19 protein-coding genes and 1 pseudogene are annotated in these 21,258 nt (G+C 73.5%); 3 read left to right on the forward strand and 17 right to left on the reverse strand.

Going from position 1 to position 21,258, the window contains the following annotated elements:
• Positions 1 to 47: 47 nt before the first annotated feature.
• The gene (locus tag Srubr_RS02020; RefSeq protein ID WP_189993043.1) at positions 48 to 791 is read left to right on the forward strand and encodes a GntR family transcriptional regulator; all 744 of its coding nucleotides are present in this window, start codon (positions 48 to 50) and stop codon (positions 789 to 791) included.
• Here Srubr_RS02020 and Srubr_RS02025 read toward each other — a convergent pair.
• Together Srubr_RS02025 and Srubr_RS02030 are read right to left on the reverse strand one after the other, a co-directional pair.
• Positions 769 to 1,533 (reverse strand): class I SAM-dependent methyltransferase, encoded by a 765-nt coding sequence (locus Srubr_RS02025; RefSeq protein WP_189993045.1) that lies wholly within the window; start codon positions 1,531 to 1,533, stop codon positions 769 to 771. The genes Srubr_RS02020 and Srubr_RS02025 overlap by 23 nt on opposite strands.
• Positions 1,534 to 1,654: 121 nt before the next feature.
• The gene (locus Srubr_RS02030) at positions 1,655 to 2,113 is read right to left on the reverse strand and encodes a hypothetical protein (protein ID WP_229926588.1); all 459 of its coding nucleotides are present in this window, start codon (positions 2,111 to 2,113) and stop codon (positions 1,655 to 1,657) included.
• 533 nt (positions 2,114 to 2,646) lie between these two features.
• Here Srubr_RS02030 and rho point away from each other — a divergent pair.
• On the forward strand, positions 2,647 to 3,795 hold the full coding sequence (rho, locus tag Srubr_RS02035) for a transcription termination factor Rho (RefSeq protein ID WP_189993047.1): 1,149 nt from the start codon (positions 2,647 to 2,649) through the stop codon (positions 3,793 to 3,795).
• 98 nt (positions 3,796 to 3,893) lie between these two features.
• Positions 3,894 to 4,775: pseudogene (locus tag Srubr_RS02040) on the forward strand (D-alanyl-D-alanine carboxypeptidase family protein); the annotation flags it as partial.
• Positions 4,776 to 4,786: 11 nt separating this feature from the next.
• Here Srubr_RS02040 and Srubr_RS41560 read toward each other — a convergent pair.
• The 15 genes from Srubr_RS41560 to Srubr_RS02110 form a co-directional block, all read right to left on the reverse strand.
• Positions 4,787 to 6,214: a glycosyltransferase 87 family protein gene (locus tag Srubr_RS41560; protein WP_308439894.1), complete on the reverse strand. Its 1,428-nt coding sequence runs from the start codon at positions 6,212 to 6,214 to the stop codon at positions 4,787 to 4,789.
• A complete protein-coding gene (gene mptB, locus Srubr_RS02045) occupies positions 6,211 to 7,614 on the reverse strand; it encodes a polyprenol phosphomannose-dependent alpha 1,6 mannosyltransferase MptB (RefSeq protein ID WP_189993053.1) in 1,404 nt (467 codons plus the stop codon). Before mptB ends, Srubr_RS41560 begins: the two co-directional genes overlap by 4 nt.
• Before the next feature lie 150 nt (positions 7,615 to 7,764).
• Positions 7,765 to 8,703, reverse strand: a complete 939-nt coding sequence (locus Srubr_RS02050; protein WP_189993055.1) for a glutaminase — start codon at positions 8,701 to 8,703, stop codon at positions 7,765 to 7,767.
• Positions 8,704 to 8,753: 50 nt separating this feature from the next.
• On the reverse strand, positions 8,754 to 10,163 hold the full coding sequence (gene aspA / locus Srubr_RS02055; RefSeq protein ID WP_189993057.1) for an aspartate ammonia-lyase: 1,410 nt from the start codon (positions 10,161 to 10,163) through the stop codon (positions 8,754 to 8,756).
• A 41-nt stretch (positions 10,164 to 10,204) separates the two neighbouring features.
• The gene (locus Srubr_RS02060; RefSeq protein WP_189993059.1) at positions 10,205 to 11,221 is read right to left on the reverse strand and encodes an asparaginase; all 1,017 of its coding nucleotides are present in this window, start codon (positions 11,219 to 11,221) and stop codon (positions 10,205 to 10,207) included.
• A 41-nt stretch (positions 11,222 to 11,262) separates the two neighbouring features.
• The gene (locus Srubr_RS02065; RefSeq protein WP_189993061.1) at positions 11,263 to 12,702 is read right to left on the reverse strand and encodes an amino acid permease; all 1,440 of its coding nucleotides are present in this window, start codon (positions 12,700 to 12,702) and stop codon (positions 11,263 to 11,265) included.
• Positions 12,699 to 13,379, reverse strand: coding sequence for a FadR/GntR family transcriptional regulator (locus Srubr_RS02070; protein WP_189993668.1), 681 nt, complete (start codon positions 13,377 to 13,379; stop codon positions 12,699 to 12,701). The genes Srubr_RS02065 and Srubr_RS02070 overlap by 4 nt, the downstream gene beginning before the upstream one ends.
• Positions 13,380 to 13,552: 173 nt before the next feature.
• Positions 13,553 to 14,389: an undecaprenyl-diphosphate phosphatase gene (locus Srubr_RS02075; protein ID WP_189993063.1), complete on the reverse strand. Its 837-nt coding sequence runs from the start codon at positions 14,387 to 14,389 to the stop codon at positions 13,553 to 13,555.
• 76 nt (positions 14,390 to 14,465) lie between these two features.
• Entirely contained in the window at positions 14,466 to 14,840 is a 375-nt protein-coding gene (gene crcB / locus Srubr_RS02080) for a fluoride efflux transporter CrcB (protein ID WP_189993066.1), read from the reverse strand.
• Entirely contained in the window at positions 14,837 to 15,217 is a 381-nt protein-coding gene (locus tag Srubr_RS02085; RefSeq protein WP_189993068.1) for a DUF190 domain-containing protein, read from the reverse strand. The genes crcB (Srubr_RS02080) and Srubr_RS02085 overlap by 4 nt, the downstream gene beginning before the upstream one ends.
• 86 nt (positions 15,218 to 15,303) lie before the next feature.
• Positions 15,304 to 15,765: a fluoride efflux transporter CrcB gene (crcB, locus tag Srubr_RS02090; RefSeq protein ID WP_189993070.1), complete on the reverse strand. Its 462-nt coding sequence runs from the start codon at positions 15,763 to 15,765 to the stop codon at positions 15,304 to 15,306.
• Positions 15,766 to 15,834: 69 nt separating this feature from the next.
• Entirely contained in the window at positions 15,835 to 16,794 is a 960-nt protein-coding gene (locus Srubr_RS02095; protein WP_189993670.1) for an SMP-30/gluconolactonase/LRE family protein, read from the reverse strand.
• Positions 16,795 to 16,943: 149 nt separating this feature from the next.
• Positions 16,944 to 17,243, reverse strand: coding sequence for a helix-turn-helix domain-containing protein (locus tag Srubr_RS02100; RefSeq protein WP_189993072.1), 300 nt, complete (start codon positions 17,241 to 17,243; stop codon positions 16,944 to 16,946).
• A 190-nt stretch (positions 17,244 to 17,433) separates the two neighbouring features.
• Positions 17,434 to 18,996: a glycoside hydrolase family 53 protein gene (locus tag Srubr_RS02105; RefSeq protein WP_189993074.1), complete on the reverse strand. Its 1,563-nt coding sequence runs from the start codon at positions 18,994 to 18,996 to the stop codon at positions 17,434 to 17,436.
• Between the two features lie 111 nt (positions 18,997 to 19,107).
• On the reverse strand, positions 19,108 to 21,129 hold the full coding sequence (locus Srubr_RS02110) for a beta-galactosidase (RefSeq protein ID WP_189993076.1): 2,022 nt from the start codon (positions 21,127 to 21,129) through the stop codon (positions 19,108 to 19,110).
• Positions 21,130 to 21,258 lie beyond the last annotated feature (129 nt).

A 21,258-nucleotide genomic window follows, 5' to 3' on the forward strand; every position in this document is an offset into this window, starting at 1 on the left:
CAATGAACCCGGACGACTACGTCTTGTCACCGACAGGAGGGCGCGGCATGGCCCGCACCACCCCGAACGATCCCCCGCCCGTCGACGGCCGTCCCCTGTACGGACGCATAGCGGCGCTGTTACTCGGCGAGCTGCGCGACGGTACGATTCCGCCGGGTGAACGGCTGCCGGGCGAACGGCACTTGGCGGCGCACTTCGGGGTCAGCCGGGAGACCGTCCGCCAGGCGCTTCAGGTGCTGCGCCGCAGCGGTGCGGTCGCCACCGACCGGCGGGGCAGCCACGCCGTGCTGCCCGGCCGGCCGGTGGAGTCGCCCGACTCGCTCGCCTTCCCGGTGGGCGCCCGGCCGGCGGACCCGTGTGCGGTGGACCAGGCCACGGTGGTGTGGGAGGTGCCGCCGCCGGAGCACGCGCGGGAGCTGGGCCTGGCCCCGCACCGGCCGACGCTGGTGCACCACTACCGGTCGGTCGCACCGGACGGCCGGACGCTGCGGACGGCGGTGACGTCGTTCTCGGCGGTGGCCCTGGCCGAGGTGGCGGAGCTGGCGCGCTACCGGGACCGGGCCGACGGCGCCACGCCCGCGCAGTTGCGGCGGGCCTACGACTGGATGCGCAAGGCCGGGCTGTGCCTGCACCACCGGGACTCCATCAGCCAGGTCTCGCAGGCCGCGTCGGTCCGGGTGACCCGGCGCGTGCACGACCAGTACGCGCGCCCGCTGGAGATCACGGATCTGGTGGTGCACGCCGAACAGGACGCGCTGGTCTACGAGTTCACCCTGCCCGCCGCGGTGTGACCGCCGGGCCCGGCGGGCCGTCGTTCCGGGCCACCACCAGCCGGCCGCGCGGGCTGCCGTCGGCTCGCCGGCCGAACCCGGGCAGCGCGCGCAGCTCGACCGTGAACCCGGCCCGCTCCAACTCGCCGAGGAGGGCGCCGAGTCGGAGCGCCCGGTAGTACATGACGAACGGCGGTCGCCACAGCGCGTTGCGCACCCGCATCACCGTGTCGAACCCGGACAGCAGCCAGAAGGCGGGACTGGTGGGGCGGGGCGGGGCGAACACCGGGAAGGCGAACCGGCCGCCGGGCCGCAGCGCCGCGCGGACCCCGGCGAACAGCCGCGGCAGTTCCCCGGGCAGGAAGTGGCCGAACGCCCCGAAAGAGACCACCAGATCGAAGGCGGCGGTGAACGGCAGGGCCCGCGCGTCGCCCCGTACCCAGGCGACCCGGGGTGCTTCGGCGGGCGGCACCCGCCGCCGGGCGACGTCGAGCATGCCGGCACTGAAGTCGACCCCGGTGACGCTGTGGCGGCACAGCCGGGCGAGCGGCCGCATCCCGGCGCCGGTGCCGCAGCACAGGTCGAGCCCGTCCGTGAACGGTCCGAGCGGCGCGAGCGCCTCGGCCACGGCGTCCAGCACGTGGTCGGGGGTCCGGAAGGGGGTGTGGTCGAACTTCGGCGCGAGCAGGTCGTATCCGCGCTCGACGGACGACAGGGCCTGTACGGCGAGTTCGCGGAGCGTGGGGCCTTCGGGACCGAACATGCCGGCAGCCTACGGCGCCACGGCGGACCGCCGTCGCACGCCCCCGTGCCGCCGCGGACCGGGCACGGCGGAGCCGGGTGATGCGGAGATCATGCCGGGCCCCTCCCCCGGCTGGTCCGGCTCAGCCGTAGGTCTCGCGGCAGAGGCGGACGATCTCGGGCGCCGCCACGCCGTCCGCCCGGCGGCACAGGTCGCGCATCACGGCGGCGGGCGGGCGGGAGGCCGTACGGGGGCGGGGGGCCGGGCCCGCGGGCGGGCGGCGCTTCGCGCGCGGCTGGGGGGCCGGTGCGGCGGGGGCGGTCCGGGGCACGGCGGGCGCCGGTCCGCCGCCGGACACGGGCCCTCGGGTACGGGCCGCCGGGCCGGGCCGGCCGGGCGGCCCGTCGCCGGTGCGCACGAGCGCCGCCCCGGCGGCCGGCTCGCTCGCCGGGGTCCGCGGGACCGACGGTCTCGCCGCGGCGTCCGGCGGGAGGGCGCGCCGGGATCCGGCGGCTCCGGGGTGGGGGGCGGGGTCGACGGTGGTGCAGCCGGCGACGCTCACCAGAGCGGCGACCACCAGCGGAAGAAGTCGGCGAGGCACGCGGCCACTGTGCCGCACCGCCCGCGGCGGCGGTCCGCTCCACGCCGGATCACCACCCCCACGAGCGACCGGCCGGGGTGACGGACCCGTGACGATGATCGGGTGTCCGCACGATCCGGGCGGCGGCCGTCCAGGACTGTGGCAACTCCCCCACGGACTCCTGCCGTTGCGTGGTGCGGCCGACGGGCCCGGCGGACGGCTCCCGCCCCGCGGGGATGCCACGATCCGGTGATGTGTCGCCCGCATCACGGACGCCGCACCCCATCCAGTGGTAACGTGCTATCAGCACTCGTGCACGCCCAAGGTGGGCGCCGGTGCCAGTCTTTCTTTTCTCTCTTTCTCAGCTGGTCGGTTCGCCGCTGTCCCGGGTCTCCCGGTCCCCGGCGCGTCAGCTTCCCGGTACCGCCTTGCGACGGGCCTTCTCCGCCGTACCCGAGGCACCGTCTCCGCCGCCCGGAGGCAGTCGCAGACGCCTCCCGCTCGCGGCCGCACCCCGCTGCTCCTCCCTGTTCCGTCCGCGAAAGGACACCCGCATGACCACCACACTCGCAACCCCTCCCGAGGCCCCGCAGGCAACGGCCGCACCGCTCGTCACCGGCGTGCTGGACATCGACGCGCACGGGAAGGGACACCTCAGGGCCGCGAGCCTGCTGCCCTCCCCCGCCGATCCGCAGGTCGCACCGGCACTCGTGCGCCGCCACGGACTGCGCAAGGGCGACCTGGTCGAGGGCGTCCGGGGCGACCGGCGGACCCTGACCGGGATCGCGCGCGTCAACGGACGCGCCCCCGGGGAACCCCGCGCACGCCGCCGCTTCCACGAGCTCACCCCGCTCCATCCGCACCGGCGCCTGCGCCTGGAACACCCCGGCGCCGGACTGACCGGGCGCGTCGCCGATCTGCTCGCGCCGGTCGGCAAGGGCCAGCGCGGCCTCATCGTGGCGCCGCCCAAGAGCGGCAAGACCGTGCTGCTCCAGCAGCTCGCCGCCGCCGTGGCCGGCAACCACCCCGAGTGCCGGCTGATGGTCCTGCTGCTCGACGAACGGCCCGAGGAGGTCACCGCGATGCGCCGCTCGGTGCACGGCGAGGTGTACGCCTCCACCTTCGACCGCTCGCCCAAGGACCACATCGCCCTCGCCGAGCTGGTCGTGGAGCGGGCCAAGCGGCTGGTCGAGGCCGGCGAGGACGTCGTCGTGCTGCTGGACTCGCTGACCCGGCTGTGCCGCGCCTACAACAACACCTCCGCCGCCGGCGGCCGCACCCTGAGCGGCGGCGTCGACGCGGGGGCGCTGACCGGCCCCAAGCGGTTCTTCGGCGCCGCGCGCCAGGCCGAGGAGGGCGGCTCCCTGACCATCCTCGCCTCGGCGCTGGTGGACACCGGCTCCCGGGCCGACGGCTACTTCTTCGAGGAGCTGAAGAGCACCGGCAACATGGAGCTGCGCCTGGACCGGGAGCTGGCCGCCCGGCGGGTCTTCCCCGCCGTGGACATCGACGCCAGCGGCACCCGCCGCGAGGAACTGCTGCTCACCCCGGCCGAGTTGACCGCCGTACGCGGACTGCGCCGGGCCCTGCGCGCCCGGGAGGGCGGTCCGTCCGCCATGGAGACCCTGCTCGAACGGCTGCGGGCCACCCCGGACAACGCCGCGTTCCTGCGGCAGGTCCGGCCCACCCTCCCGGCCGGCTGACCCGGCTCCGGGCGCCCCGGTGCGGCATCCGGGTTGCTCGGCTCCCCGAACGGCCCCGGCGGGGTGAGGGACCCGCGCCCTGTTCGTAGGTTGATCGTATGATCACCGGATTCTCGTATCGCGCGGCAGTGTCGGCCTGCTCCCTCTGTGTGGCGGGCCTGCTGGTGCTCACACCGGCCGCTGCCGCCGCCGGACCCCCGGCCGGGGAACCCGCCCCGCCCCGCCCCCCGGCGGCGCTGCCCGGGCCGTCCCTGCTGTACAGGTCCGGCACCCAGGTCCGGCCGCACCGGGGCACCCCCGAACTGCCCGACGTCTCGGCGCTCTCCTGGCTCATCGCCGACGCGGGCGGCGGGGAGGTGCTGGCCGCGCACGACGCACACCGCGAACTGCCCCCCGCAAGCACCCTGAAGACCCTGTTCGCGCTCACCGTCCTGCCCATGCTGCCCGGCGGGCTCCAGCACACCGTGCGCTACGACGAACTGGCGGACGTCGGCGAGGGCAGCAGCCTGGTCGGCGTCGAGGAGGGGCACACCTACCAGGTGGCCGACCTGTGGCGGGGGGTGTTCCTCAGCTCCGGGAACGACGCCGTGCACGTCCTCGCCCGGCTCGGCGGCGGCTGGGAGGCCACCGCCGCCCGGATGCAGGACAAGGCCCGCTCACTCGGCGCGCTGGACACCCATGTCGTCTCCCCGGACGGCTACGACGCCCCCGGCCAGGTGTCCTCCGCCTTCGACCTCGCGGTGTTCGGCCGGGCGGGCCTGCGCGACCCCGACTTCGCCCGGTACTGCGGCACCGCCGAGGCCAGCTTCCCCGGTGACGGCTCGTCGTACCCCATCGAGAACACCAACCGGCTGCTGACCGGCGAGGACGGCGTGGCGCCGTACCCCGGGCTGATCGGCATCAAGAACGGCTACACCAGCGACGCGGGCAACACGCTCGTGGCCGCGGCGCGCCGGAACGGGCACACCCTCGTGGTGAGTGTCCTCAACCCTCAGGCCGACGGCGGGTTGACCGTGTACGAGGAGGCCCGCGCGCTGCTCGACTGGGGCTTCGCGGCGGCCGGGCAGGTGGACCCGGTGGGTTCGCTGGACGGACTGCGCCCGCCCTCCCGCACCGAGCCGTCGGCCGCGCCGGTGGCGGCGGCCGGAGCGCCGGCCTCCGACGACGACCCGGGCTGGTCACCCGCCGTCGTCGTGGCCGGACTCACCGGGCTCGGCGCGGGGGCCGTGGCGCTGGCGCTGCGCGCCAAGGGCGGCCGAGCGCCCCGCCCCTGACCGGTCGGCAGGCCGAACAGCAGGCCCAGCGAGACCCAGACGTAGGCGTTGGCGCCGAGGAACCCGTCGAGGCCCGCGGCGTCACCGGCCCACAACCACACCACGCTGGTGCACAGCACCGCGTACAGAGCGCCCGCGATCCGCGGGTGCCCGGCGCGGACCAGGACCGCGAAGGACGGCAGCAGCCACACCAGATGGTGCACCCAGGTGATCGGGCTGACCAGGCAGGCCGCGGTACCGGTGAGCGCGAACGCCGCCGGCCAGTCGCCGGCCGCGACCGCCCGGCGGGCCCGCCACGCCCAGACGCACAGGGTCAGCAGGACCGCCGACGCCCACCAGGGGCGGCCGGTCTCGCCGAGGCGGGCCAGCACCCCTTGCAGCGACTGGTTCGACACATAGTCGAGCCGTCCCACCCGGCCGGTGTCCCACAGCGCCTCGGTCCAGTAGAACCGGGAGGCCGCCGGGTCGGCCCAGGCGGCCAGCGCGGTCGCGGCGGCGGCGACCGCCGTCGCGACGGCCGCCGCCCGGCGCCGCCCGGCGAGCAGCATCAGCCCGATGAACAGGACGGGCGTCAGCTTCACCGCGGCGGCCAGCCCGGTCCCGGCACCCGCCCAGCGACCCCGGCCGGTCGTCAGCAGCAGGCAGTCGACGAGGACGAGGGCCAGCAGCACCACGTTCACCTGGCCGAAGCTGAAGGTGTCCCGCAGCGGCTCGTACAGGGCCAGCAGGCACAGGCACAGCGCCCACCGGTACCAGCCGTGGCGCCACCGGCCGGGCCCGGCCAGGATGCGCAGCACCGCCGCGAGCGCGGCCAGGTTCACCAGCAGGGACACGGCGATCGCCGCGGCCCGGCCGAGCAGGGCCAGCGGCAGCATGGCGACGGCGGCGAACGGCGGGTAGGTGAAGCCGTACACCGTGCCCGGCACCCGGTAGTCGTAGATCCGGCCGCCGTGGTGCGCCCAGGTGTGCACAGTGCCGTAGTACACCCGCAGGTCGAAGAAGCCCCGCAGCAGCGGCACGGTCGCCGTGAACGCGGTGACGGCCGCCGCCACCAGCAGGACCAGCAGCAGCCGGCCCCGGCCCGTGCGCGGTCCCAGCCGCTCCAGCCGTGCGCGGGTCCGCCCGGACCGGCTCGGCCCCGTCATGCCGGGCGTCCCGGGAGCGGGGCCCGGGCGGCCAGGAGGGCCTGCCACAGGACGACGACACCGAGGGCCCCGCCCAAGGCCGCCAGCACCAGCTGCCCCCGGCCGGCGGGCCCGCCGCTGGGCAGCACGGCGAGGGCGAGCACCCCGGCCAGGGCGGCCGACCGGTGCCGTACCGGGGTGCCGGGCGCGGCGGCGGCGACGAGGAACAGGCCCCACAGCGCGTACCAGGGCCGGATCGCCGGGCCGAGGACCGCGACCGCGAGCAGGGACAGGCCGAGCGCGTACACCGGCCGGGCGCGCAGTCTGCGCCCGGTCAGCAGCACGGCGACGGCGGCGGCCGCGAGCCCGAGCAGGTGCCAGGCGGGGACCGCCAGCGGGGCCAGTCCGCTGTCGAGGCGGGTCAGCAGGGCGCCGGTCGCCCGGCCGAGCAGGCTGGTCAGCGCCCAGTTGTGCGGGGAGACCGGTGTGCCCAGGGCGCCGATCCAGCCGTAGCCGGTGCCGGCCACGGCCGTGGCGGTGACCGTGGTCGCGGCCGAGGCCGCCGCCGTGGTCAGGACGGCCGGCAGCGGGCGGTCTCCGGAACGGATGCGCAGGGCGACGACGGCCGGCAGGCCGAGCGCCGCCGGTACCTTCACCAGCGCGGCGAGGGTGACGAGAACGGCGCCGGCGGCCCCGACGGCGGCCCGGGGGCCGTGCGCGGCGACCAGGCCGAGCCCGAGCAGGCCGAGCATCAGGGCGTCGTTGTGGGCGCCCGCGACCAGGTGCAGCAGCACCAGCGGGTTGAGCGCGCCGAGCCAGAGCGCGGCGGCCGGGTCGGCGCCGCTGTGCCGGGCGAGCCGGGGCAGCGCCACCACCATGAGGGCCACGCCGGCCAGCGCGACCAGGCGCATGCCGAGCAGGCCGGCGGGGAGCTCGCCGTGGGTCAGCCCCGACAGCGCGGAGGCCAGGGCCAGGAAGGCGGGGCCGTAGGGGGCGGCGGTGTGCCGCCACATCGGGGCGACCTCGTCGGCGAGCGGGCCGCCGAGCCGGTCCGGGCCGTGGGCGTAGACGTCCATGTGGGCGTCGGCCATGGCGCCCTGCGCGAGGTAGCTGTAGACGTCCCGGCTGAACAGCGGGGGTGCGAGCAGCAGGGGGGCCGCCCAGAGGGCCAGGACGAGCAGCAGGGCGCGCGGGGTGGGCGGACGCGGGCCGCGTATCAGCCGGCCCAGGAACAGCCAGGCGGCCGTCAGCAGGACGATGCCGAAGTACACCCCGACCAGGCCGAGGGCCGCGTGCACCGAGGCGGGCGCCCACAGCTCCCGGACCGGCAGGGCGCCGGCCGTCTCGCCGCCGAGCGCGAGGAAGGCGGTGCCGGCCAGGCCCAGGGCCTGGCACTGGCGCAGATCGACGGGGAATTCCATGGCCAACACCGGGGCAGCGTGGCAACGCCGGGTGGCCGGTGGGCGACGCCGGACCTGCCGGGCGGGAGCGGCTGTGTGACCGGCAGGGGACGGGGCGGGGGTTTGGGGGGCGGCACATGCGTCCTCGGGGTGCCGCGGACGTTCCCCGGGTCAGAAGATCGACAGGCCCGTGAGGGTGGTGAAACGGTCCAGGGCCGCGACGCCGGCGACCGAGTTGCCGCGTTCGTCCAGACCCGGGCTCCACACGCACAGCGTGCACCGGCCGGGGACGACGGCGATGATGCCGCCGCCGACCCCGCTCTTGCCGGGCAGGCCCACCCGGTAGGCGAAGTTGCCGGCCGCGTCGTACGTGCCGCAGGTCAGCATGATCGCGTTGACCTGCTTGGCCTGGCTGCGGCTGAGCAGCCGGCTGCCGTCGGCGCGGATGCCGTGCCGGGCGAGGAAACCGGTGGCGAGGGCCAGGTCGGCGCAGGAGGCGGCGATGGAGCACTGCCGGAAGTACTGGTCGAGCAGGACCGGTATGTCGTTGTCGATGTTGCCGTAGGACGCCATGAAGTGGGCGAGGGCGGCGTTGCGGTCGCCGTGCGCGGTCTCGGAGGCGGCCACCTCCGTGTCGAAGTCGAGGGCCGGGTTGCCGCTCTCGGCGCGCAGGAAGTCCAGCAGTACGCCGGCCGCGTCCCCGGTACGGGTCTGCAGCCGGTCGGTGACGACGAGGGCGCCCGCGTTGATGAACGGGTTGCGCGGGATGCCGTTCTCGTACTCCAGCTGGACCAGCGAGTTGAAGGGGTTGCCGGAGGGCTCGCGGCCCACGTGCTCCCAGAGTTCGTCGCCCTCCCGGGCCAGGTCCAGGGCGAGCGTGAAGACCTTGGTGATCGACTGCGCGGAGAACGGCTCCCGCCAGTCCCCCACCCCGTACACCGTGCCGTCCGGCTCGGCGACGGCCATGCCGAAGCTGCGCGGGTCGCGGGCCGCGAGGACCGGGATGTAGTCGGCGGGACGGCCGCGCCCGGGCGTGTGGCTGATCTCCTCGGCGATGCGCTCCAGGACCGGCAGGAAGGTGGCGGACGACGTCGTTGTCATGATCACCATTGTGCCTCCCGGCCGGTCCCCGAGGCTTGTCGAGGTGGCCTTGTCGCAGGTCAGGCGGCCGGTGCCCCGCTGCCCGCGACGATCTCCGGGCGCAGCAGCTCGGCCAGCCGCCCGGCCGGCAGCAGGCCCTTCTCCAGCACCAGTTCGGCCACGCCGCGGCCGGTGGCCAGGGCCTCCTTGGCGATGTCGGTGGCGGCCGTGTAGCCGATGTGCGGATTGAGCGCGGTGACCAGGCCGATGGAGTTCTCCACGGTCGCGCGCAGCCGCTCGGTGTTGGCGGTGATGCCGCTGACACAGCGCTCGGCCAGCGTGCGGCAGGCGTTCCGCAGGTGCGTGATCGACTTCGACAGGGAGTGCAGGATGATCGGTTCGAAGGCGTTGAGCTGGAGCTGCCCGGCCTCGGCGGCCATGGTGATGGCGACGTCGTTGCCGATCACCTCGAACGCGACCTGGTTGACGACCTCGGGGATGACCGGGTTGACCTTGCCCGGCATGATCGACGAACCGGCCTGCACCGGCGGCAGGTTGATCTCGCCGAGGCCCGCGCGCGGGCCGGAGGACAGCAGGCGCAGGTCGTTGCAGCTCTTGGAGAGCTTGACCGCGATCCGCTTCAGGACGCCGGACATCTGGACGAAGGCGCCGCAGTCCTGGGTGGCCTCGACCAGGTTGGCGGCGGTGACCAGCGGAAGGCCGGTGATGGCGGACAGATGGCGGCGGGCGGCCTCGGCGTACCCGGCGGGCGCGTTGAGGCCGGTGCCGATGGCCGTGGCGCCGAGGTTGATCTCGTGGATCAGCTCGACGGCCTCGGCGAGACGGCTGCGGTCCTCCTCGATCATGACGGCGAACGCGGAGAACTCCTGACCCAGCGTCATGGGTACCGCGTCCTGCAACTGTGTACGGCCCATCTTGAGCACGTCACGGAACTCGACGGCCTTGCCGGCGAAGGCGTCCTGGAGTACGGACATCGCCTTGAGCAGTCCACGTACCGCGAAGACCGTCGCTATCTTGACGGCGGTCGGGTAGACGTCATTGGTTGACTGGCTCAGGTTGACATCCTCGTTGGGATGCAGCTGTGTGTACTGCCCCTTGGCGTGGCCGAGCAGTTCCAGTGCGCGGTTGGCCACGACCTCGTTGGCGTTCATGTTGGTGGACGTGCCGGCGCCGCCCTGGACCACGTCCACCACGAACTGGTCGTGCAGCTTCCCGGCGCGGATCTCGCGGCAGGCGGCGACGATCGCGGCGGCCTTCTCGGGCGCCAGCAGACCGAGTTCCTCGTTGGCGAGGGCAGCGGCCTCCTTGACGGCGGCCAGGGCGTCGATCAGGTGCGGGTAGGCGGAGATCGGGGTGCCGGTGATGGGGAAGTTCTCCGTCGCGCGCAGGGTGTGGATGCCCCAGTAGGCGTCGGCGGGGACGTCGCGGTCGCCGAGCAGGTCGTGCTCGCGGCGGGTGGCGGCGGTCATGAGGGTGCGGGTCTCTTTCTGGGGTACGGAGTCCGGCGGGATCATGCGCGGGCGGCGGCCGGGGCGGGGTCGAGGGCGCGGACGGGGCGCACGCTTCCGACCGGCTCCCCGCCGCCGAGCAGCGGCTCCCCCGCGAACTCGGTGAGCAGCGCGGGGTCGACGCCGGCGCGGGCGAGCGCCGCTGCGGCGACGGGGATCCGCGCCCGGTTCGCCCCGTCGGCGATCTTCACGGCGACGGCCCTGCCGTCGGGCAGCGCCGCGACCTGGACGCCCTCGAAGCCGTCCTTGGCGAGCAGTCCGGGCACGGCCCGCATGAGCGCGGCGACGTCCCGGCCGGAGCCGGAGGCCATCTCGGCGTGCTCGCGCATCGCGTCGGCGACCCGGGCCTCGGGGGTGCCGGGGGCGGCCGTGGTGATCCGGGCGAGGGCGCGGGCGAGGCCGTGCAGGGAGATGGCGAACAGCGGGGCGCCGCAGCCGTCCACGGTGACCCGGGCGGCCGGCTGGCCGGTCAGGTCCTCGACGGTGGCGGCGATCGTCCGCTGGAGCGGGTGTGCCGGGTCCAGGTAGTCGTCCAGGGACCAGCCGTTGAGCTTGGCGGTCCACAGCATGGCGGCGTGCTTGCCGGAGCAGTTCTGGGCGAGCCGCGAGGGCATGCGGCCCTCCCGCACCCAGGCGTCCCGGACGACCGGGTCGAACGGCATGTCGGGCACGTTGCGCAGGTCGTCCTCGGCGAGGCCGGCGAGTTCCAGGATGCGCCGGGTGCCGGCCAGGTGCCGCTCCTCGCCGGAGTGGCTGGCGGCGGCCAGCGACAGCAGTTCGCCGTCGAGCGGCAGCCCGGCCCGCAGCATGGCCACGGCCTGGACGGGCTTGACGGCCGAGCGCGGGTAGAAGGCCGCCTCGATGTCGCCGAGCTGGAAGCGCACCCGGCCGTCGGTGTCGAGGACGACGACGGATCCGTAGTGGATGCCCTCGACGACCCCGCCGCGTACGAGGTGGGCGACGGGGGCGTGGAGGGGTTCGCGGACGAGGGGGGCGTCGGCGGGGGAACTGCTGTACATCACTGCCTGTATCAAGGGGTCGGGGTCGGCCGGAGCGCGGGTCACGCGCCGGCGCCGGTGGAGGTGCGGGTCACCCGGGCGCGGACGGCGTACCAGCCCGCGACCAGCGCCGCGACGATCAGCGGCAGACAGAGCACGGTGGTGCGTCCGGCGCCGCCGTCGGCGTACATGAGGACCACGACGGAGGCGAGGAACGCCAGCGTCACGAGTTCGGTCCAGGGGGAGCCCGGCAGCCGGTAGGCCGGCCGGGTCAGGTCGCCCTGCCGCGTCTTCCGCCAGAAGAGCAGGTGACAGACCATGATCATGGCCCAGGTGGCGAGGATGCCGATCGCCGCGAAGTTGAGGACGATCTCGAACGCCTCGGCGGGTACCACGTAGTTCAGGCCGACGCCGAGGACGCAGATCCCGCTGGTGAGCAGGATACCGCCGTAGGGGACCTGGCTGCGGCTCATCCGGGAGGTGAAGGCGGGGGCGGAGCCGCTCATCGCCATGGAGCGCAGGATGCGGCCGGTGGAGTACAGGCCCGAGTTCAGCGACGACAGGGCCGCGGTGAGGACGACCAGGTTCATCACGCCGCCGGCCGCCGGGACGCCGATGTTCGACAGGACCGTGACGAAGGGGCTCTCGCCGGCGGAGTACGCGTTCCACGGGAGGAGCATCGACAGCAGGACGACCGAGCCGACGTAGAAGACGCCCACCCGCCACATGATCGAGTTGATCGCCTTCGGCATGATCTTCTCGGGGTTCTCGGTCTCGCCGGCGGCGACGCCGACCAGTTCGACGGAGGCGTAGGCGAAGACGACGCCCTGGATGAGCAGCAGCATGGGCAGCAGGCCGTGCGGGAAGACGCCGCCGTTGCCGGTGATCAGGGCCGGTCCGGGGTGGTGGCCGTCGACCGGGTGCTGGGTGACCAGCAGGTAGATGCCGATGCACATGAACACGAGGAGTGCGCCGACCTTGACGATCGCGAACCAGAACTCCAGTTCGCCGAAGATCTTGACCGATATCAGATTGACGGTCAACACGACCGCGAGGGCGATCAATGCGATCAACCATTGCGGGATGTCGGAGAACATCCCCCAGTAGTGGGTGTAGGTGGCGACCGCCGTGATGTCGGCGATGCCCGTCGTCGCCCAGTTGAGGAAGTACATCCAGCCCGCGGTGTAGGCGCCCTTCTCGCCCAGGAACTCGCGGGCGTACGACACGAAGGCGCCGGAGGACGGGCGGTAGAGCACGAGTTCGCCGAGGGCGCGGACGACCAGGAAGGCGAAGGCGCCGCAGACGGCGTACGCGATGAAGAGGGAGGGCCCGGCGTCGGCGAGCCGGCCGCCCGCGCCGAGGAAGAGGCCGGTGCCGATGGCGCCGCCGATGGCGATCATGTTGACGTGCCGGTGCTTCAGGCCCTTGCTGTAACCGGCGTCCCCGGCGTCGACATGGCCGGTCGAGGGGCGCGTCTCGTCTTTGAGGTGCTGTTCACTCACGCCTCGGGTCCGCCTTCTTCCGTGAGGGGGTTCGCCCGCTGGGGGCGGACGATGTCGGTGAGGGTCGTCTCGACGCGGTCCAGGTGGTGGCTCATGGCCTGGACGGCGTCGTGTTCGCTGCCGTCGACCAGCGCCTCGACGATCGCCCGGTGCTCGCGGTTGGACTGCTCACGGCGCCCGCCCAGCTCGTTGAGGAAGGCCGACTGACGCGCCAGTGCGTCGCGGATCTCCTCGATGACCCGGCGGAAGACCGGGTTCTGGGCGGCCTCGGCCACGGCGAGGTGGAAGAGGGTGTCCATCGCGACCCAGGCGGTGGTGTCCGTCTCCCGCTCCATGCGGTCGAGCAGGTGGGCCAGGTGGTCCAGGTTCTCCGGGGTGCGGCGCACGGCCGCGTAGCCGGCGACCGGGATCTCGATGTGGCGGCGCACCTCCAGCAGGTCGCTGGCCGCGTAGTCGCCGAAGGTGGGGTCCTCGACGGTGTTCGCGACCACGAACGTGCCCTTGCCGGTGCGGGAGACCGTCAGGCCCATGGTCTGCAGCGCGCGCAGCGCCTCGCGGAGCACGGGCCGGGACACCTCGAGGGTGCGGCAGAGCTCGGCCTCGGAAGGGAGCTTGTCGCCGATGGCGTACCGGCCGCTCTCGATGGCGCCGCGGAGGTGGTCCAGTACCGCTTCCATGGCGCTGACACGCCGGGGGACGAGACCACCTGTCTGGCTGTCTGACAGGTTCACGGGAGCGATCCTGCGGGGTGCGGGCGGACACTGTCAAGGCAGGCGGTAATAAAAAGATTCACGGGGTGCGGCGCCTGAATGCGGGCATCCGCACCCCGTGGGTGAGCAGCGGCGGCGGTTCAGCTGCCGAGCGTGCCGGTGGCGAGCAGGCCGAGCAGGAGCACGCCGACGACGATCCGGTAGATCACGAAGGCGTTGAAGGAGTGCTTGGCGACGAACTTCAGCAGCCAGGAGATGGAGGCGTAGGCGACGGCGAACGACACGACCGTGCCGACGGCGAGCGGGGCGGCGCCGACCCCCGCGCCGAGGGCGTCCTTCAGCTCGTACAGGCCGGCGCCGGTCAGGGCGGGGATGCCGAGGAAGAAGGACAGCCGGGTGGCGGCGACGCGGTCCAGGTCCAGGATGAGCGCGGTGGACATGGTGGCGCCGGAGCGCGAGAAGCCCGGGAAGAGCAGGGCGAGGATCTGCGAGCAGCCGACCCACATCGCGTCCTTGAAGGAGGTGTCGTCCTCGCCGCGCTTGTGCCGGCCCATCTGGTCGGCGGCCCACATCACGCCGGAGCCGAGGATCAGCGAGCCGGCGACCACCCACAGGGAGGCGAGCGGGCCGTCGATCAGCGGCTTGGCGGCGAGGCCCACCAGCACGATCGGAACGGTGGCGGCGATCACCCACCAGGCGAACTTGTAGTCGTGGTGGTAGCGCTCCTCGCGGTCGGCCAGGCCGCGGAACCAGGCGGTGACGATCCGCCGGATGTCCTTGAAGAAGTACACGAGCACGGCGGCGATGGCGCCGACCTGGATGACGGCGGAGAACCCGACGACGGAGGAGTCGTCGACGGGGATGTCCATGAGCCCTTCGGCGATCTTGAGGTGTCCGGTGGAGGACACCGGGAGGAACTCCGTCACCCCCTCGACTACTCCGAGGACGACGGCCTGACCGACGGAGATGGCGCTCATGGGATCCAGTTCTGGGGAGGAGTGGGTCGACAGTGCTGTGGACGGTACTCACTGTTCCGGGCCGAGCGGCACACGCTCAGGCCCACAGGAGACCGGCGAGTGAGACTCCGGTGAAAGCCGCGGCGAGCCCCGCCGCCACACTCGCCACGACGTTCCCGGCGGCGTAGAGGCCGGAGCCCGCCTCGGTCAGCCGGAGGGTCTCATAGGAGAAGGTCGAGTACGTCGTCAGCGCACCGCACAGCCCGGTGCCCAGCAGAAGCCGCAGGTGGGGCCCGGCCGCCCCGGCGGAGGCGGCGCCCGTGACCAGGCCGAGGACCAGGCAGCCGACGACGTTCACCACGAAGGTGCCCCACGGGAAGAGCGAGTCGTACCGGACCTGCACGGCGCGGTCGGTGAGGTAGCGCAGGGGCGCGCCGACCATGGCGCCCGCGACGACCAGCAGCCAGTTCACAACGACTTCTTACCCTCCGGGTCCGTTTCGTCCGGGCCGTCGCAGGCCCCTGTCCACCGGACGACCTCGCACGTGTCCAAGGTCACCAGGCTCCCGTCGGCCAGTTCGCCGAGCCGGGGCAGGAAGGCCCGGATCCGCTCCTCGGTGTCCACCACGACCACCGCGACCGGCAGGTCCTCGCTCAGGGACAACAGCCGGGTGGTGTGGATGCGGGAGGAGGCGCCGTAGCCCTCGATGCCCCGGAAGACGCTGGCACCGGCGAGTCCGGCGGCGTGCGCGCGGTGCACGATCTCGGAGTAGAGGGGCCGGTGGTGCCAGGTGGCGTTCTCGCCGACGTAGACGGTCAGCCGCAGGGCACGGCCGGTGCGGGGGGTCACAGCCGCCTCCGGTCTCATCGCCGCCTCCGGGCTCCACGCTGTCTCCCGGCTCGTCCCCGCTTCCCGGCTCATGGCTGTCTTCCGGCTCATCGCTGTCTTCCGGCGAAGATCCGGCGGGCGGCGGCCGAGGCCAGCCATACCGCGGCGAGGGCCGCGCACAGCGTCGCGGCCAGGTAGGCGAGTGCCGGACCGGGGCGGCCGGCGTCGGTGAGCGAGCGGATGTCGACCGCGTAGGTGGAGAAGGTGGTGTAGCCGCCGAGCACGCCGGTGCCGAGGAACGGCCGCAGCAGGCGGTGGGCGGCCCACACGTCGGTGACGAGCACCATGAGGACGCCCATGGCGGCGCAGCCGGAGACATTGGTCCAGAAGGTCGCCCAGGGGAAGCCGCCGGGGGGCGTGGGCCAGGCGAGCGTGAGGGCGTGGCGGGCCGTCGCGCCGAGCGCGCCGCCGGCCGCCACGACCGCGACGACGGGCGCCTGCGCGCGCCACTCGGACCGCCGGGGTGATGCGGGGCGGACGCCGCGGGTCCGTGTCTCCGGGGCTGTCATCCGTTCCGTCTCCTCTTTCGGCCCCTGCCCCGTCGGGCGATCAAGGCCGGAACCCAGCGTACCGCCGGGTCAGGGAGCGGCGGGCCGGGCGCAGACCGCCACCCCGGGCTCCCACAGGCTGCCCAGCACCAGGTGGTCACCGGTGGCGCAGACGCTGGTGACCATGCGGAAGCCGGACCGGCGGCGGGTGAGGTGGTGGACGGCGCGCCCCTCGTCGTCCACGGCGACGACGCCGGCGGTCCCGCTCGGGCGGTACGGCAGGTGTACGGCGGTCCGGGCGGCGGCGCGGCGGACGGCCGGCGGAGCGCGGTGCAGCAGGTCCAGCGCGGGGACCCGGGGGCCGGCCAGGGCGACCCAGACCGGACCGCCGGGCCCCTCGCGCCAGAGGTTGTCCGGCATGCCGGGCAGGTCGGCGAAGGGTTCGGCGTGACCGGCGCGGGGGCCGGTGAGCCGGTAGCGGACGAGGCGGCGGGCGCCGGTCTCGGCGAGCACCAGGGAGGAGCCGTCGGCCGAGACGGCGAGACCGTTGGCGAACCGCAGCCCTTCCAGCAGGACCTCGGGTTCGCCGCCCTCCGGGGGCAGCCGCAGCAGGCGTCCGGTGCCGGTCTGTTCGACGATGTCGCCGATCCACCGGTCCAGGGGGTGGCGGCGGCTGGAGACGGTGAAGTACAGGGTACCGTCGGGGAGGGCGACGGCGTTGCTGCAGAAGCGGAGCCGCTCCCCCGCCACCGAGTCCGCGAGGACGCGGACGGTGCCGTCGTCCGTGCCCACCCGCAGCAGGCCGCGTTCGGCGTCGCAGACCACCAGGTCGCCGTCCGGGAGGAGTTCCAGCCCGAGGGGACGGCCGCCGGTGCGGGCCAGTTCCTCGGTGCGGGCCGTGCGCGGGTCACCGAGGTGGTGGACGCGGAGGATGCGCCCGTCGGCCACTCCGGTCAGCACGCGCCCGTGCGGGTCGGGGACGACGTCCTCGGGGCCGCGCGCGCCCAGGGAGACGTAGTGCAGGGGCACGAGTTCCTCGGGCCGGTCCACGGGTGTCATCCTCTCACTGTCCTGTGCGGTCGTCGGCGGGCGTGCTCACCGTGCTGCGCGGCCGTCGGCGGGCGTCCTCGCCGTCCTGCGCGGCCGTCATCGCGGGTGCTCATCGTCGTGCGCGGGCGGCGCCGCGGAGGGCGCCCGCGTCACCAGCCCTTCTCGAAGATCCTGGCCACCTCGGCGATGCGGACCTCGTCGCGCCGGTAGTGGGTGCGGCAGCGGATCCGGCGGGTGCGCAGGACGCCGAGGCGGGCGAGGAAGTCCAGGTGGGCGCGGACGGTGCGCGGGGGCAGGCCCAGCTTGGCGGCGACGGCCCGCGCGGTGACGCCCGTGGCGACGAGGTCGCGGCGGCGCCCGGCCGGAAAGTGGGCCGCCGGGTCCTTGAGCCACTCCAGGATGGTCTGCCGTATCCGGCCCGTGGGAGTCCCCGGGGAAGTCACCGTCATCCGTCCGCCTCCCGTCCCCGGCCTCCTCGTACGCAGTGTTCCCACTGTGGCCCGGGTGACGCCGCCGCGTCCGGGACTCGGCGGCCGTTGTCCGGTAAGGAACGGCCCTGTCCCCGGGGGGAGGTGTAACGCCCCAGGCCCGTGGCGGGGGCCCGGTCGCCGCGCGGCGACCGGGCCCCGTCCTGAGCGCTCAGCGGTGGCTGAACCACGTCATGGAGGAGAGCGCCTTGTCGTCGTAGCCGAAGAGGGCCTGGTTCTCCCAGCCGTTGCCGGAGCCCGCGTCCGCCGGGTCCCAGCCGTTGCCGGGGACGGCGGTCCAGGTGGCCTCCCAGTAGAAGACGCCGAGACCACGGCCGTCGGGGACGGCCTCCACGATGCTCGCCACGTCGTTCAGCCACTTGGTCTGGCCGGCCACGGTCGCCGGGTAGCCGGTGACGAGTTCGCCCGTGGTGTCGATCTGGTTGGTGAGCGCGTCGTCGCTGTCGAGACGGAAGGGGTAGGCCGTCTCGGCGACGAACACCGGCTTGCCGTAGCGGGCGGCCGCGTCGTCCAGGGTGGTCTGGAAGTCGGAGAGCGCGCCGTGCCAGTAGCCGTAGTACGACAGGCCGATCACGTCGAACTTGACGCCGTTGGCCACCGCGTTGTCGAACCACCACTCGGTGCCGGTCTTGTCCCCGCCCTTGGCGAGGTGCAACGCGACGGAGGTGGACGGGTTGACCGCCTTGACGGCGCTGTAGCCGGAGTTGATCAACCCGGCGAGCTGGGTCCAGTTGTCCGTTGATCCCTCGGTCCACAGCATGCCGCCATTGATCTCATTGCCCACCTGGACCATGTCGGCGGTGGTGCCCTGAGCCTTCAAGGCGTTCAACACGTCGTACGTGTGGTTGTACACGTCGGTCTTCAGTTGACTGTATGTATGGCCCGCCCAGGCGGCCGGCTTCTTCTGGGCGCCCGGGTCGGCCCAGGTGTCCGAGTAGTGGAAGTCGACCAGCAGCTTCATGCCCTGCGCCTTGACGCGCTTGGCCATCGCCAGGACGTGCGCCTTGTCGTTGAAGCCGTCGGCGGGGTTCACCCACACCTTCAGGCGCGCGTAGTTCATGCCGTACGACTTGAGGATGGGCAGGGCGTCGCCGGCGGAGCCCGAACCCGTCCTGTAGACACCGCCCTTGGCCTCGCTCTTGGCGAGGGAGGAGATGTCGGCGCCATGGATGGAGGTACCCGTGGTGCCGGCGGTGAAGGTCAGATCGTCAACATTGATCCAGTTGCCCGCGTTCGCGTCACTGTTGATGCTGATGGTGCACTGATTGTTGGTCACATTGACCGGCGTGACGATCCGGATCCATCCACTGGACGAGACCGGCAGATCGGTGCGCTGCTCGGAACCCCCGCAATTCTTGAGCGCTATGTACGCGGCCTTCTGTCCGCCGCTGGACCGCACCCACGCGGTCAGCTTGTAGTTCCCGTTGGCCAGCCCGGACAGGTACTGGTACGTCTCCACCTTGTAGGCGGAGGCCGAGTAGTGGCTGAGGCGGTGGCTCCCGGCGTGGCCGCCTGCCTCGGTGTAGGAGGCTCCGGTGTCGCCGTACTCGGACCAGCCGGCCGGCACGGCCGCGCCGGTGCCGTCGGACTCGAAGCCGCCGTTGGTCAGCGTGCTCGCGGCCTGGGCGGTCTGGGCGGGCAGGGCGGTGAGGGCGAGCCCGGCCGCGAGCGGCGGCAGCAGGGCGGTGATGGTGCGTCTGGGATGGAACTTCATCGTCCGTCGTCCCTTCGACGTAACTGGGGAGAGGCTCCTCCCGCGGTGGGGCCGCAGGAGGCCCCCTCCGCCCGCGGCTCCCACGGCTCACGCGGGCGGAGGGGAGTCGGCTCAGCCGTCGAGTCGCACGACCCGGACGGCTCCCGCCGGGACCGCCAGGCGGCCCGCGGCGCGTTCGCCCGTCAGCAGCTCGGTGCCGGGCGAGGCCAGCGGCACCTTGGTGTCGCCGGCGGTGTGGTTGATGACGAAGAGGAAGGTGCCCGACTCGCCGGTGCGGCGCACCACCTCGACGTCGCGGGGCAGTTCGGCGCGCGGGGCGAGTCCGGCGTCGTCGGCCGCCCGGCCGAGGAGCGCGTCCAGGCCTTGGGTGTCGAGGCGGGTGGAGACGTACCAGGCGGTGCCCTGGCCGAGCCGGTGCCGGGTGACGGCCGGGCGGCCCGCGGTGAGCCCGTCGGCGTACCGCCACACGGTCTCGGCGCCGCGCGGGACGACGAACTCCGTCCACACGTCACCGGTCGGGCCGGGCCCGTCCGGGCCGGTCAGCCGCACCCGCTGGTCCTTCAGCAGCGGCGAGAACTCCTCCACGGTCAGTCCGAGGACATCGCGCAGCACGCCCGGACAGGCGCCCTCGTGGACGGCGTCGTGCTCGTCCACGATCCCGGAGAAGTACGACACCACGAGCGTGCCGCCGTTCTCGACGTAACCGCTCAGGTTGCGCCCGGCGGCCTCGGTCATCAGGTAGAGGGCCGGCACCACGACCAGGGGGTAGGCGGACAGGTCGGCTTCCGGGTGGGCGAAGTCGACGGTGAGGTGGCGGTCGTAGAGGGCCTCGTAGAAGGAGTCGGCGCGCTCGCGCGCGTCGTGGTCCTCGCTGGGCCGCCAGTCCAGGCCCTGTGCCCACCAGGACTGCCAGTCCCACAGCATGGCCGCGTCGGCCTCGGTGCGGGTGCCCCGGATCTCGCTCAACGCCTCCACCGACGCGCCGAGTTCGACGACCTCGCGCCAGACACGGGTGTCGGTGCCGCCGTGCGGGACCATCGCGGAGTGGAACTTCTCGGCGCCGCGCCGGGACTGGCGCCACTGGAAGAACATCGCGCCCTCGGAGCCGCGGGCGACGTGGGCGAGGGAGTTGCGGGCCATCTGCCCGGGTGCCTTGGCGGGGTTGCGGGGCTGCCAGTTGACGCCCGAGGTGGAGTGCTCCAGCAGCAGCCAGGGGGCGCCGCCGGCGACCGAGCGGGTGAGGTCGGCGGCCATCGCGAGGTTGACGTGGGTGCGGCGGCCGTCGGTGATCAGGTAGTGGTCGTTGGTGACGAGGTCGACCTCGCGGCCCCAGGCCCAGTAGTCCATGGAGTCGCACTGGCTGAGGGCGGTCATGAAGTTGGTGGTGACCGGGACGCCGGGTGAGAGGCGGTGCAGGATGTCGCGTTCGGCGCGGAAGTTCTCCCGGATGAGGGCGTCGGCGAACCGCTTGTAGTCGAGGGCCTGGCCCGGGTTGCCGGCCGTCGGGGTGGTCCGGGGCGGGTTGATCTGCGCGAGGTCCGTGTAGCGCTGGCCCCAGAAGGCCGTTCCCCAGGCCTCGTTGACCGCGTCCACGCTGCCGTAGGTGTCCGCGAGCCAGCGGCGGAAACGGGCCGCGCAGGAGTCGCAGTAGCAGGCCGAGACGGGGACGCCGTACTCGTTGTGGACGTGCCACATCGCGAGCGCGGGATGGTCGCCGTAGCGCTCGGCGAGCCGGGTGGTGATGTTCGCGGCGGCGGCGCGGTAGTCGGCGTTGCTGTGGCAGATCGCGCCGCGGGAGCCGAACTCGTAGCGCACGCCGTCGGCGGTGACCGGCAGGGCCTCGGGGTGGGCCCGGTAGAACCAGACGGGCGGCACCACCGTGGGTGTGCCCAGGTCGACGCGGATGCCGCCCTCGTGCAGCAGGCCGAGGACCCGGTCGAGCCAGCCGAAGTCGTACTCCCCCGGCGCCGGTTCGAGCAGGGCCCAGGAGAAGATGCCGACGCTCACCATCGTGACGCCGGCCTCCCGCATCAGCCGGACGTCCTCCCGCCAGACGGATTCCGGCCACTGCTCGGGGTTGTAGTCCCCGCCGAAGGCGAGCCGCGTAAGACCCCTGGGGGCGGTGTCCGGCATGGATCTCTCCCGGAAAATCGATCAGATGGGAACGTGCACACACAGCCGCTGCGGTGCGGGCCCAACATAACCGCACAGCAACAACCATTGACAAGTGTCCGGGATGTTTCTCTACTGTGAACGCTCACA

Origin of the sequence: Streptomyces rubradiris, assembly GCF_016860525.1 — a bacterium.
In the GTDB taxonomy this organism is placed as follows: Bacteria; Actinomycetota; Actinomycetes; order Streptomycetales; family Streptomycetaceae; genus Streptomyces; species Streptomyces rubradiris.

Bases quoted from the DNA above. Each gene is read 5' to 3' on its own strand.
- Srubr_RS02025 (WP_189993045.1), bottom strand. From the start codon at position 1,533: ATGTTCGGTCCCGAAGGCCCCACGCTCCGCGAACTCGCCGTACAGGCC.
- aspA (WP_189993057.1), bottom strand. From the start codon at position 10,163: ATGACCGCCGCCACCCGCCGCGAGCACGACCTGCTCGGCGACCGCGAC.
- Srubr_RS02050 (WP_189993055.1), bottom strand. From the start codon at position 8,703: ATGGTGATCATGACAACGACGTCGTCCGCCACCTTCCTGCCGGTCCTG.
- mptB (WP_189993053.1), bottom strand. From the start codon at position 7,614: ATGGAATTCCCCGTCGATCTGCGCCAGTGCCAGGCCCTGGGCCTGGCC.
- Srubr_RS02020 (WP_189993043.1), top strand. From the start codon at position 48: ATGGCCCGCACCACCCCGAACGATCCCCCGCCCGTCGACGGCCGTCCC.
- Srubr_RS02110 (WP_189993076.1), bottom strand. From the start codon at position 21,129: ATGCCGGACACCGCCCCCAGGGGTCTTACGCGGCTCGCCTTCGGCGGG.
- rho (WP_189993047.1), top strand. From the start codon at position 2,647: ATGACCACCACACTCGCAACCCCTCCCGAGGCCCCGCAGGCAACGGCC.
- Srubr_RS02060 (WP_189993059.1), bottom strand. From the start codon at position 11,221: ATGTACAGCAGTTCCCCCGCCGACGCCCCCCTCGTCCGCGAACCCCTC.
- Srubr_RS41560 (WP_308439894.1), bottom strand. From the start codon at position 6,214: ATGACGGGGCCGAGCCGGTCCGGGCGGACCCGCGCACGGCTGGAGCGG.
- crcB (WP_189993070.1), bottom strand. From the start codon at position 15,765: ATGACAGCCCCGGAGACACGGACCCGCGGCGTCCGCCCCGCATCACCC.
- Srubr_RS02105 (WP_189993074.1), bottom strand. From the start codon at position 18,996: ATGAAGTTCCATCCCAGACGCACCATCACCGCCCTGCTGCCGCCGCTC.
- Srubr_RS02070 (WP_189993668.1), bottom strand. From the start codon at position 13,379: ATGGAAGCGGTACTGGACCACCTCCGCGGCGCCATCGAGAGCGGCCGG.
- Srubr_RS02100 (WP_189993072.1), bottom strand. From the start codon at position 17,243: ATGACGGTGACTTCCCCGGGGACTCCCACGGGCCGGATACGGCAGACC.
- Srubr_RS02075 (WP_189993063.1), bottom strand. From the start codon at position 14,389: ATGAGCGCCATCTCCGTCGGTCAGGCCGTCGTCCTCGGAGTAGTCGAG.